Here is a 12,587-nt window from a genome sequence, read left to right as displayed (position 1 = left end):
TGGGGGTCCGTGCGTGCGGGTCCCCCGAATCACACGCGCCCCGGAAATACGCATGCCGCGCGTCACCATTCCGAGTTTTCGCATAAGCGTCAAGGTCGTTGCGCGCGCGTTGCCCGGTTATCAAGGCAGTTGTCCGCCGAGCGAGGGGTAACTGTGACATAAACGGGAACTGCCGCCCTGGAGGCGGCAGTTACTTTGTCGACAAAGCGAGTCCCTTGCCGGGACCGTCAGTTGGGCTCTGACCTCGGCCAAAACCCCGTTGGTGACCTAGCGTTCCTGCTGCTTGCGCCAGCGGATTCCGGCCTCCAGGAAGCCGTCGATCTCTCCGTCGAGCACGCCCTGCGGATTGCCCACCTCGAACTCCGTACGGAGGTCCTTGACCATCTGGTACGGATGCAGGACGTACGAACGCATCTGGTTGCCCCACGAGTTGCCGCCGTCGCCCTTGAGGGCGTCCATCTTGGCCTGCTCCTCCTGACGGCGGCGCTCCAGCAGCTTCGCCTGAAGGACGTTCATGGCGCTGGCCTTGTTCTGGATCTGCGAGCGTTCGTTCTGGCACGAGACGACGATGCCGGTGGGGATGTGCGTGATGCGGACCGCGGAGTCCGTGGTGTTGACGCCCTGACCGCCGGGGCCGGACGCGCGGTAGACGTCCACGCGCAGCTCGGTCTCGTCGATCTCGACGTGGTCGCTGGACTCGACGACGGGCAGCACCTCGACGCCCGCGAACGAGGTCTGGCGGCGCCCCTGGTTGTCGAACGGCGAGATACGGACCAGCCGGTGGGTGCCCTGCTCGACGGAGAGCGTGCCGTAGGCGTACGGCGTCTTGACGACGAAGGTGGTCGACTTGATGCCGGCCTCTTCCGCGTACGACGTCTCGTAGACCTCGGTCGGGTAGTCGTGCCGCTCGGCCCAGCGGATGTACATGCGCTGGAGCTGCTCGGCGAAGTCCGCCGCGTCGACGCCGCCGGCCTCGGCCCGGATGTTGACGAGCGCCTGCCGCTCGTCGTACTCACCGGACAGGAGGGTGCGGACCTCCATCTCGTCGAGCGCCTTCTTCACCGAGGCGAGCTCGGACTCGGCCTCGTTGCGGGCGTCGGCGTCGGCCTCGCTCTCGGCGAGCTCGAAGAGCACCTCGACGTCGTCGATCCGGCTCCTGAGGGCCTCGGTCTTGCGCAGCTCCGCCTGGAGGTGGGAGAGCTTGCTGGTGATCTTCTGTGCCGCCTCCGGGTCGTCCCAGAGCGACGGCGCGGCTGCCTGGTCCTCCAGGACAGCGATCTCGGCCCTCATCTTGTCGAGGTCAAGGACGGCCTCGATCGACCCCATGGTCGAGGAAAGGGACTTCAGCTCTTCGGATACATCGACGACTGCCACGCACCCAGCCTAACGGCTGACGGCCCGAACCCCGCCGTCGATGCCCGCGGGACTGTTCGCCCCCGATCGGCGGACGGGCCGCGTGGTGTCCTCGATCGCCGGACGGGCCGGATGCGCTCCCGTCCGGCGGGCAGGTCCTACGGGACGGGGGAGGCCGTCGGCGTCGGGGCCGTGGGGGTGAGCTCCGCGCCGTCGCTGCTCGTCGCCAGCCAGCCCCCGACGCCGAGGACGGCGACCAGCAGGACGGCCGTCACACCCAGCGTTATACGCCGCTTACGGACGACCTCCGCCTTGTGCCGGGCCGATCCCGGCCTGCGCTGGCCCGCCGCGCGGGGCGCCCTCGCAGTGCCGCGCGCGCCGCCCGCGAGCTCGTCGGGGGCCGGGACGCGCATGCTCGTGTGGGTGTCGCGGTTGGAGTCCGGCGCCGCTCCCGGAACGAGCGGGACGGCTCCCCTGCGGCGCGGCTGTTCGTCCGCCGGGGCCCGCGCGGCCTCGGCGTCGTCGTACGCCCGCTCCTCCTCGGTCGGCTCGGCGTCGGGCTCGTCCACCTCCAGGGAGGGGATGCCGGCGAGCTGCGGGAGCTGCTCGCGGAGCCGCGCGGCCAGCTCGGAGGCGCGCAGCCGGGAGGCCGGGGCCTTGGCCAGGCACTGGACGAGGAGCTGCCACAGCTCGTCGGGGATGCCGGGCAGCGGCACGACGGTCTCGGTGACGTGGCGGCGCAGGACGGCTCCGGGATGGCCGCCGCCGAAGGGCGTGAAGCCGGCGAGGAGCTCGTACAGGACCGTGGCGAGCGCGTAGATGTCGACGGCGGCACGCGGCGGCAGGCCCTCGACGATCTCGGGCGCCAGATAGTCGGGGGTGCCGATGATCCTGGTCGCCTTCGTACGGCGGGGCGTGTCGATCAGCTTGGCGACGCCGAAGTCGGTGAGCAGCGCCGGGTGCGCGCCGCCGGGGCCGATCGGGCCTTCCATGTCGAGCAGGATGTTCTCCGGCTTGACGTCGCGGTGGACGACACCGGCGGCGTGCGCGGCGGCGAGGCCGTCGGCGACATCGGCGACGACGGCGACCGCGGCCTCGGGTGCGAGCCGGCGCTCGCGGTCGAGGCGGGTGCGCAGGTCGGTGCCGCGCACCAGCTCCATCACCAGTGCCAGGTCGTTGCCGTCCACGACGAGATCGCGGACGGCGACCACCCGCGGGTGGTCGAGTCCGAGCAGCGCGGTGCGCTCCTGGACGAAGCGCCCGACCAGTTCCTGGTCGGAGGCGAGGTCCTCGCGCAACAGCTTGATGGCGACGGGGCCCTCGGGCCCCTCGCCGAGCCACACCGTGCCGGCGCTGCCCCGCCCCAGGATCTGATGGGCGGTGTACCGGCTGCCGATATTCCGTGCCAAGACTGCTCCCTCAGCGGCTGGCTTTGCCCATCAAAGTACGCGGGTATCGGGGAGTTCATTGCCCGGTACCGCGTCAACGTTCACTTCTGCGGGGGAATTGATCCCGCGGGTATCGACAAAGCGACAGAAGCGCCGGGATCACGCCGTGACCGGTGGGAGCCCCCACCGGTCACGGTCACCGGCGTCGGTGATGTCAGTTGGAGCCGGAGCCCGAACCGCCGGAACCGGCGTCCGAACCGCCGAGGTCCTTGACCCAGCCCGACACCGTGTCGACGGCGTCGGTGATCGCCTTCCAGTAGCTCTTGCCCTCGCCGATCCAGCCCTGGAGCGGCGTCAGCTCCCAGACGAGCCAGCCGGCGACGAAGAGCAGGACCAGCGTGAACAGGCATCCCTTGAGGCAGCCGAGGCCGGGGATCCTCATCGGGTTGGCGCCGCGCTGCCGGGGCTGGCGCGGTGCGGGCGGCTGAGGCTGCTGGGGCGCCGGCTGCTGGGGCGGGGAGTACCGCTGTTGCTGCTGCTGCGGGGGCGGCGCGTAACGCTGCCGCTGGGGCGCGTGGGACTGCTGGGGCGGGTACGGCTGCGGGGCGCGCTGCCCCTGGTGCTGCTGGGGCGGCGGGCCCTGACGCTGGCCGCCCTGGCCCTGGGGCCGCTGGGGCCTGCGCCTCAGCGGGTCCTGGCTCGGGTCCAGGTACTGGACCTGGGTCTGTTCGTTGCGGTCGCGCGCGGCCCTGAGCTGGTTCTGCCAGGGGTGCGGGTCCTCGGGGCCGGGTCCGGCGCCGGGGGCGCCCGGTCCGCCTGCGCCGACCGGCATGACCGACGTCGGGTCGGACGCTCCGGGCGCGTTCGGCGCGTTGGTCGGCATGACGCTGGTCGCCGCGGCCGGGTCGTACGATCCCGCGTTGCTCGGCAGCACCTGGGTCGGGTCGGCGGCGCCGGGCTCACCGGGCACCGTGGTGGGCGACGGATCGGGCGCCAGCAGGGCCCCCACTCCCATCGCCGCGTTGACCTGGGCGGATGTCGAGTGCACACCGATGCCGGAGGCGACGGTGCGCAGGGCGCGGGCGAGATTCACGGCGCTGGGCCGCTCGTCGGGCTCCTTACGGAGGCAGCGCTCGATGACCGTCCACAGCGGATCGGGGACGGTGGAGGGGCGGCGGGGCTCCTCACTGAGGTGCCGGTGGAGCACTTCGAGGGCCGTACCGCCCGCGAACGGCGGACGGCCGGTGACCAGCTCGTACAGCAGGATGCCGGCGCCGTAGATGTCGACCGCGGAGGTCTGCGGACGGCCCTCGGCGGACTCCGGCGCGACGTACGCGGGCGTGCCGACGAACTCGTGCGTCCGGGTCAGCCCCGGGGAGTCGGCGAGCCGGGCGATGCCGAAGTCGGTCAGCATCGGGTGCAGCTGGTCGCCGTCGTCCTTCAGCAGGACGTTGGCGGGCTTCAGGTCGCGGTGTACGACGCCGTCAGCGTGGCTCGCGGCGAGCGCGTCCGCGATCTGGGCCGTGAGCAGCGAGGCGGCGACCGGGCTGAAGGGGCCGTTCTGCCGCAGGTAGTGGTGCAGGTCCGGGCCCTCGACCAGATCCATCACGAGGGCGAGGAGGTCACCCTCGACGACCAGGTCGCGGGTCCGCACAATGTTGGAGTGGGTCAGACGGAGCAGGACGGAGCGCTCCCGGAGGAAGCGCATCACCACGTCCGCGTCGTTCGCCAGCTCCTCCTTGAGGACCTTGATCGCGACGGTCTCACCGGGCTGCCCGGCCACGGCCGCCTCGGCGCCGGCGGTCTCCCGCTGCCGGGCGCGCCAGACGGTGCCCGTGGCGCCGCGCCCGATGGGCTCCTCCAGGAGGTACTTGCTGCCTACCGGCCGCACGTCATGCGCTCCCTGCTGCTGGTGGTCCTTGCATGGCCCCGGGCCCGCCCGGGTGTCCGACCCACTTTAGGGCCTGTCGTTCGGATCCTGCCGGGCTTGCGAGCCCTGGTGCCGCTCCCTGATCCGGCCTGATCCGAAAGACAGACCCTAGAGGTCCCGCGGGGTTCCCGTCGCGGTCATGTTCGAGAGGAAGACGCGAGCCTCCTACGGATGGTTGCCACTCACGTGTACCCGCGGGCTCCTCGGATGATCCCAACACGTTCCCAACCATGCACTTTTGCACGCACAGCCGACCATTCAAGATCACTTACCCCCGGTCCGTGGGCGTGTTGTCGGTGGCAGGTGCGAAGATGCCACCCAGCACTCGATGTGTGGGGTCGTTCGCTCACCGTCCGTGCCGACCTGTACCGGACGATGTGTCGGTGCCGGGTGGGGGGATTCACACAGGGCAGCACCCCTGCCGGGCACCCCGCGCAGAAGGGACCGCTGACGGCGATGCAGATCCGGCTGACCGTCCTCGCGCCGCGCAGCGGCCATCCCGCGGGGCGCGCGTGCGACGTGCTCGTCACCGCACCCGCGGGGACGGCGCTCGCCACCGTCGCCTCCGCCCTGGCGACGGCCGTCGCCGGACCCGACGTCTCGGGCGCCGTCGTGCTGTACGCGGGACGGGAGCGGCTGGACGCCCAGCGCCGCACCCTGGGCGAGCCCCCGCTGGTGGACGGAGCCGTGCTCTCGCTCCAGGTCCCCGGCGAGGACGAGGCGCCCACCGACGACGTCCCTGCCCAGCTCCATGTGGTCGCGGGTCCGGACGCGGGCGGGGTCCATCTGCTGCACGGCGGACAGGTCAGGATCGGCCGCTCGGCCGACGCCGACGTACCGCTCGACGATCCGGACGTCTCGCGGCTGCACTGCTCGGTGACGGTGGCCGATGACGGTCATGTCTCGGTGGCGGACCTGCATTCCACGAACGGCACCACCCTCGAGGGCGTCCGGGTCGGGTCCCGCGCGGTCCCGCTCCCGGCGGGCGCCCTGCTGCGGCTGGGCGAGTCCGCCCTGCGCCTCACCTCGGGCGGCCGGATGCCGACGCTGACGGTCGCGCCGGACGGCGAGGGGCATCTGCGGATCACCCCCGGGGTTCGGGACGGCGCGGGCGGCGACGGCGGAAAGGGCGGCGGGAGCGAAGGCGCGGATGCGAACGCGGGCTCCGGCGCGACGGGACCGGGGACGGCATCGGGGGCGTACACCGCCCCACGGCCCGGCCCGGACACCGGGGCTTACGGAACGGGCGGCGGCCCCGGCGGACGTACGGTCCACGCGTACGGCCAGCGCGGCCAGGCGGGTCACGGCAGCCCTGCCGTCACGCCCCGCGTGCCCGACCCGCGCTCTCCCCGCTCCGACGCCGACACCAGATACGGCGACGCCCTGTACGCACCGGTGCCGGGCACCGCCGGGCGCCCCGCGCACGACCGCGCCGACAGCGACGACGTCCACGGCGCGGCCGACGACGGCCCGCAGGGCCACAGCCGGGCGCCCGGATCCCGCCGGCAGGGCACGCCCATGCGCGGCACCGAGCTGCCCGAGGGGCCCGGCAGACGGCGTGGCGGCATAGGCGCCTGGGCCAGACGGCTGGCCGGCACGCGCGGCGATGAGTTCCCCGGCGACGACGGCGTCCCGGCGGCCACCGGCCCCGGCGCCCGCCCCACGGGCCGCGCGCCGCTCGACGAGACGTGGCCCGACCCCGCCTCCGTACTCATGACGGCGCTGGGCCCCGGCCCCCGACTGTGGGAGCGCGGCCCCGGCCACCCCGAATCACTGGTCCTTCGGCTGGGCACGACGGAGCGGCCGTCCCCCGACGGGTCGGGTCCGCTGCCCTCGGTGCCTGTGACGGTGAGCCTGCGCGAAGCCGGTTCTCTCGGTCTCGCGGGCCCCCGTGAGCGGCTGACCGGTCTCGCCAGGTCGGCCGTGGCGCAGCTCGCCGCCCTGCACTCCCCCGCCGATCTGGAGATCGTGCTGATCAGCGCCGACCGGACGAGAAGCGTGGAGCAGCGCAAGCGCGAGTGGGGCTGGCTCGGCTGGCTGCCGCACACACGGCCGGCCCACGGCCAGGACTGTCGGCTGCTCCTCGCCTACGACCGGGATCAGGCCGCCGCCCGCCTGGGCGAGCTGACGCGCCGGCTGGACGACGGGCCGCTCGGTGCGGCGTGGGCGTCGGCCGACAGCGGGTCCGTCGCCGACGCGGCCGGGCGGTACGAGGGGACATCCACCCTGGTGGTGGTGGACGGCGACCCCGGCTCGGCGGCGCTGCGCGAGACCGCGGCGCGGCTGGCCGGTGCGGGCTCCGTGGCCGGTGTCCATGTGATCTGTCTGGCCGAGACACCCGCGGCGTCGCCCGTCTCCCCGCTGGCGGCGACCTACGAGACGGCGTGCGCGGCCTCTACGGCCTTCCGGGAGTGCGGGGCGGTGGCCCTGCTGAGCGGCGATGTGGCGACGGCGCTGCGGCTGCTGCGTACGGCGGTGGGCCGGCCCGCCGGACCCGGCACGGTCGCGACGGTGGACGCGGTGTCCCCCGCGTGGGCCGACCGTTTCGGCCGGGCGCTGGCCCCTCTCCGTACGGAGGCGGGCGGTTCCGCCGCCGCGGGGCGGCGCAGGCAGGCGACCGTCCTGCCGCGTACGGCACGGCTGCTGGACGAGCTGGGGCTGGCGCGGGCGACCCCCGCGTCCCTGATGGCGCGCTGGGCTTCGGCAGCGGGCAGCACCACGGTTCTGGGCACGGGGCCGCACGGCCCGGTGACGGTGGATCTGGTGGAGGAGGGCCCGCATCTGCTGATCGAGGGGCCCGCGGGCAGCGGCCGTACGGAGCTGCTGCGGGCCGTCGCGGCCTCCCTGGCCGCGGGTGGCCGCCCGGACAGGCTGGGCCTGCTCCTGGTGGACGGCGCGGGCGGTGAGCGCGGCGAGGGGCTGCGGGCCTGTACGGAGCTGCCGCATGTGACCGAGCACCTGGTGGCTTCGGATCCGGTCCGGATGCGGGAGTTCGCGCAGGCGCTGGGGGCGGAGCTGAAGCGGCGCGCCGAGGTGCTGGGGCGGCTGGACTTCGCCGAGTGGCACAACAGACGTGAGGTGGCCGAGCGGATGGTGGGCCAGCGTGCGCCGAGCCCCGCCGAGCAGCGCGGTGCGCGGCGTGAGCGCGCGGAGCGCCAGGGCGGTGCGCGGCCCACCGGCCAGGGCGCACCCACCGGCCGGCCCGGCGAGCCCGAGCAGCCGCCCGCCGCCGGCACCGGTCCGGCGGACGGCGGCACCCTCAGGCTGCGGCAGACCGCTTCCCGTACGCGCGGCGAGCCCGGCCCCGGCCCCCTCCTCCCGAGGCTCATAGTCCTCGTCGACGACTACGACGCGCTGGTCGCGCCCGCGCTGGGCAGTCCGGGCCGCCCGGCGGCCGGTTCGGTCGTACGGGCGCTGGAGGCGGTGGCGCGCGACGGCGAGCGCCTGGGCGTCCATCTGGTCGCGACGTCCGCCCGTCCCGAGCGGACCTCGGAGACGGAGCTGGCGGGCCGGACCCGGCTGCGGGTGGTGCTGGACACGCCGCCGGTGGCGCCGGGCCCGGACGATCCGCTGCCGGGGCGCGGCAGGCTCGGGCATCCGGACGGCCGGGTGACGCCGTTCCAGGGCGGCCGGGTGACCGGCCGGATCCCGCGTACGGCGACGCTGCGGCCCACGGTCGTCCCCCTGGAGTGGGAGCGCATGGGCGATCCCCCGGCCCGTCGGCCGGTGCGCGAGCTGGGCAACGGCCCGACGGATCTGGCGCTGCTCGCAAGTGCCCTGGAAAGGGCGGCCCGTTCGGTGTCGGCGGTGCCCGTGGGACCGCTGGGGCCGGCCTGACGGAGCCTGTCGGCCAGGTGTTCGCCGGCCCGCCGCCGGGTGGCCGAAAGCGGACATCCTGAGGTCGGAGCCCTTTCTGGTCCAGACCTCGGCACGTCGCCGTGTCTTCACATCTCTGAAATTCCCCCTACGTCCGTAAACGACGTCACGAGCCCATCACGATCTTCGAATTGAAGCCCAGGACAGTATTGCGGCCTGCGGTCACGGCGCGTAGGACTTACCGCACGGGACAAGGACGGCGTCGTCGGCTCGCTCGGGGCGCCGGTCCGCATGCGTAAACATGCGTCAAGATCCGCACGCGCACGGGAGAGACGGGGCAGTCATGCGTACAACTCTTAACGGCCGCAAGGCTTTTGGAGCACGCTCAGCGGCACGAGGTACACAGAGAGCGGTGGTGGCGGCCGCGGTCGTCGGCGCCGTGGTACTCAGCGGCTGCAGCGGCGACTCCGATGACAAGGGTGACGACGGGGCCGAGAGCAAGAAGCCCGCCTCGACGGTCGAACTGCCGAAGCTGGACGGCGAGAAGATCGAGGTGGCCGCGGTCTGGACCGGGGCCGAGCAGGAGAACTTCACGAAGGTCCTCGACGAGTTCGAGAAGCGCACCGGGGCGACGGTCACGTTCGTCCCCGCGCAGGACCCGATCGTGAACTTCCTCGGCACGAAGATCGCCGGTGGCAGTCCGCCCGACGTGGCGATGCTCCCGCAGGTGGGCGCGATCACGCAGGCCGTCGAGAAGAAGTGGGCCAAGCCCGCGGGCGCCGAGGCGAAGGCGCAGCTGGCGAAGAACTACGGCAAGGGCTGGCAGGACCTCGGCGCCGTCGACGGCGAGCAGTACGGCGTGTACTACAAGGCCGCCAACAAGTCGCTGGTCTGGTACAACAACACGGCCTTCGAGAACGCGGGCGCGACCGAGCCGAAGACCTGGAAGGAGTTCCTGACGACCGCCGAGACGATCTCGGCGTCAGGTGTCACCCCGGTCTCCGTCGGCGGCGCCGACGGCTGGACGCTCACCGACTGGTTCGAGAACGTCTACCTGTCGCAGGCCGGTCCGGAGAAGTACGACCAGCTGGCCAAGCACGAGATCAAGTGGACCGACCCGTCGGTGGCCACCGCGCTGACGACGCTCGCCGAGCTGTGGGGCAAGCCCGCCCTGGTCGCCGGCGGCGCGAACGGCGCGCTCCAGACCGAGTTCCCCGCCTCCGTCACCCAGACGTTCACCGGCGGTGACGCCCCGAAGGCCGGCATGGTCTTCGCCGCGGACTTCGCCGGCGTGAACGTCACCGAGGCCGGTGCCAAGGTCGGTACGGACGCGAAGGTCTTCCCCTTCCCGGCCGTGGGCAGCGACTCCCCGGTGGTGACCGGTGGTGACGCGGCCGTGGCGCTCACGGACAGCAAGGGCGCGCAGGCGCTGCTGACCTTCCTGGCCTCCACGGACGCCGCGGAGATCCAGGCGAAGCTCGGCGGCTTCATCTCGCCGAACAAGGGCCTGGACGGCAAGGCGTACCCGAGCGACGTGCAGCGTGACATCGCCAAGGCGCTCATCGACGCCGGTGACGACTTCCGCTTCGACATGTCGGACCAGATGCCGCAGTCGTTCGGCGGTACGCCCGGCAAGGGCGAGTGGAAGGCTCTACAGGACTTCCTGAAGAACCCGAAGGACGTCAAGGGCGCTCAGCAGCAGCTGGAGTCGGACGCCGCCAAGGCATTCAAGAGCTGACGCGGTGAAGTCGGCGACAACAGGGGGCACCGGCACTTCGGTGCCGGCGCCCCCGCCCCCTGCCAAGGGGAAGCGCAAGAGCGTGACCGGCACACGTAAAGGCTTCGCGGTGGCGTTCCTGCTGCCCGCGCTGGTGCTGCTGGGCGCGCTCGTGGTCTACCCGATCGGGTTCTCCGTCTACAGGTCGTTCTTCGACCAGTCCGGCGATACTTTCGCCGGTTTCGACAACTATGTAGAGATATTCACCGAGGACACCATCCGGACCGCGATCAAGAACAACTTGATCTGGGTGATCGTGGCCCCGACGGTCGCCACCGCCCTCGGTCTGATCTTCGCCGTACTCACCGAACGGGTGCGCTGGGGAACGGCGTTCAAGCTGATCGTCTTCATGCCGATGGCGATCTCGATGCTCGCGTCGGGCATCATCTTCCGGCTGGTGTACGAGCAGGCTCCGGAGCGCGGCATCGCCAACGCCGTCGCCGTTGGCGTGCACGACACGTTCTCCGAATCGGCCGGTTATCCGAAGGCGCGTCCACTGCCGGTGCATCCGCTGAAGGCGGGCGAGGCCAAGGGCTCGTTCGTCACCAAGACACCGGTCACGGCCGGCACTCCGGTGCTGATCCCGCTGGTCGGCGTGCCCGCGGGCAAGATGCCGTCGGACGCCGTACCGGCAAAGGCGGCCGGGAGCGGCGGCGGCGAGATCACCGGCACGGCCTGGCTGGACTTCACGAAGGGCGGCGGCGGCAAGCCAAACGTCGTCGACTCCAAGGAACTCGGCCTGCCCGGTCTCAAGATCGAGGCGGTCAAGGACGGCAAGGTCGTCGCGTCCGCCAGCGCCGCCTCCGACGGTACGTTCACCCTGCCGGCCTCGGCCGACGGAGCCGTACTCCAGCTCCCCGAGAGCAACTTCAGGGAGCCGTACAACGGCGTGGACTGGCTCGGCCCGAACCTCGTCACCCCCGCGATCATCGGCAGCTATCTGTGGATGTGGGCGGGCTTCGCGATGGTGCTGATCGGTGCCGGTCTGGCGAGCATGCCGCGTGAACTCCTGGAGGCCGCACGGGTCGACGGCGCGAACGAGTGGCAGGTGTTCCGCCGGATCACCGTGCCGCTGCTCGCACCGGTCCTGGCCGTCGTGATGGTCACCCTGATGATCAATGTGCTGAAGATCTTCGACCTGGTACTGATCATCGCGCCAGGCTCCTCGCAGGACGACGCGAACGTGCTGGCGCTCCAGCTCTACCGCTCGTCGTTCGGCACGGACGCCAACGTCGGCGTGGGCAGCGCGATCGCCGTATTCCTCCTGCTGCTCGTGATCCCGGTGATGCTCTTCAACATTCGCCGGATACGAGAGGAGAGCCGCCGATGACTACGACCGACACAGCGGTCAAGGCGGAGCGGCCGCTGCCCGCAGACACGACAGCCAAGCCGAAGCCGTCCCTGTCGGCCCGGATCGCCGAGAAGGCCGGCAGCGGGGTCGTCCAGGTCTTCCTGATCCTGGTCGCCCTGTTCTGGATGATGCCGACGATCGGTCTGCTGATCTCCTCGCTGCGCGGCTCGTCGGACATCGCGGCGAGCGGCTGGTGGGAGGTCTTCACCAAGCCGGCGCAGCTCACCACCGAGAACTACTCGGAGCTGCTGTCCAACGACATCATCACCAACTCCCTCTGGTCCACGGTGATGATCACGGTCCCCTCGACCGTGCTGGTCGTGGTGATCGGCGCGCTCGCCGGATACGCCTTCGCGTGGATGGACTTCCCGGGCCGCGACTGGTGGTTCATGCTGGTCGTGGGTCTGCTGGTGGTCCCGGTCCAGGTCGCGCTCATCCCCGTCTCCGAACTCTTCGGCGAGATCGGGATCTTCGAGACGACCTTCGGCGTGGTGATGTTCCACGTCGCCTTCGGACTCCCCTTCGCGATCTTCCTGCTGCGGAACTTCTTCGCGCAGATCCCGCGCGAACTCCTGGAGGCGGCCCGGCTCGACGGCGCGGGCGAGATCCGTCTCTTCGCCCGTGTCGTGATGCCGCTCGGCGGTCCGGCGATCGCCTCGCTCGGCATCTTCCAGTTCCTCTGGGTCTGGAACGACATGCTGGTGGCCCTGATCTTCGCGGACTCCGAGTCCCCGCCGATCACGGTCGCCCTCCAGCAGCAGGTACGGCAGTTCGGCAACAACATCGACGTGCTGGCGCCCGGCGCCTTCCTGTCGATGATCATCCCGCTGGCGGTCTTCTTCCTGTTCCAGCGGCAGTTCGTCACCGGCGTCATGGCGGGGGCGGTCAAGTAGGGCCACCTCGGGCACCCGTTCGAGGGAGAAGTGCGCCAAAAGGGGCGGGCCGGTTCAACTACCGGCCCGCCCGGCGTAT

General features: G+C 71.8%; 7 protein-coding genes. 4 read left to right on the top strand and 3 right to left on the bottom strand.

What is annotated here, in order from left to right; genetic code table 11:
* Positions 1–267 precede the first annotated feature (267 nt).
* The 3 genes from prfB to ACFWHU_RS30695 all read right to left on the bottom strand — a co-directional run bounded on the left by prfB (position 268) and on the right by ACFWHU_RS30695 (position 4,632).
* Positions 268–1,374: a peptide chain release factor 2 gene (gene prfB, locus ACFWHU_RS30705; protein WP_385799671.1), complete on the bottom strand. Its 1,107-nt coding sequence runs from the start codon at positions 1,372–1,374 to the stop codon at positions 268–270.
* A gap of 137 nt (positions 1,375–1,511) precedes the next feature.
* A complete protein-coding gene (locus ACFWHU_RS30700) occupies positions 1,512–2,762 on the bottom strand; it encodes a protein kinase (protein WP_385799673.1) in 1,251 nt (416 codons plus the stop codon).
* Positions 2,763–2,955: 193 nt separating this feature from the next.
* Entirely contained in the window at positions 2,956–4,632 is a 1,677-nt protein-coding gene (locus tag ACFWHU_RS30695; protein WP_387228769.1) for a serine/threonine-protein kinase, read from the bottom strand.
* Positions 4,633–5,127: 495 nt separating this feature from the next.
* On the opposite strand from ACFWHU_RS30695, the gene ACFWHU_RS30690 reads away from it, so the two are divergent.
* From ACFWHU_RS30690 to ACFWHU_RS30675, 4 genes are all read left to right on the top strand, one after another.
* Entirely contained in the window at positions 5,128–8,508 is a 3,381-nt protein-coding gene (locus ACFWHU_RS30690; RefSeq protein WP_387228857.1) for an FHA domain-containing protein, read from the top strand.
* Positions 8,509–8,830: 322 nt separating this feature from the next.
* Positions 8,831–10,225, top strand: a complete 1,395-nt coding sequence (locus tag ACFWHU_RS30685) for an ABC transporter substrate-binding protein (protein WP_385799677.1) — start codon at positions 8,831–8,833, stop codon at positions 10,223–10,225.
* Between the two features lie 4 nt (positions 10,226–10,229).
* A complete protein-coding gene (locus ACFWHU_RS30680) occupies positions 10,230–11,594 on the top strand; it encodes a carbohydrate ABC transporter permease (protein ID WP_387228766.1) in 1,365 nt (454 codons plus the stop codon).
* On the top strand, positions 11,591–12,508 hold the full coding sequence (locus ACFWHU_RS30675; protein WP_387228764.1) for a carbohydrate ABC transporter permease: 918 nt from the start codon (positions 11,591–11,593) through the stop codon (positions 12,506–12,508). The genes ACFWHU_RS30680 and ACFWHU_RS30675 overlap by 4 nt, the downstream gene beginning before the upstream one ends.
* Positions 12,509–12,587 lie beyond the last annotated feature (79 nt).

The organism is Streptomyces sp. NPDC060366 (genome assembly GCF_042725135.1).
In the GTDB taxonomy this organism is placed as follows: domain Bacteria; phylum Actinomycetota; class Actinomycetes; order Streptomycetales; family Streptomycetaceae; genus Streptomyces.
This window is presented reverse-complemented; position numbering and strand designations above follow the sequence as displayed.

Excerpts from the sequence above, each read along its gene's own strand:
- ACFWHU_RS30690 (WP_387228857.1), top strand. The coding sequence starts at position 5,128 with ATGCAGATCCGGCTGACCGTCCTCGCGCCGCGCAGCGGCCATCCCGCG.
- ACFWHU_RS30685 (WP_385799677.1), top strand. The coding sequence starts at position 8,831 with ATGCGTACAACTCTTAACGGCCGCAAGGCTTTTGGAGCACGCTCAGCG.
- ACFWHU_RS30675 (WP_387228764.1), top strand. The coding sequence starts at position 11,591 with ATGACTACGACCGACACAGCGGTCAAGGCGGAGCGGCCGCTGCCCGCA.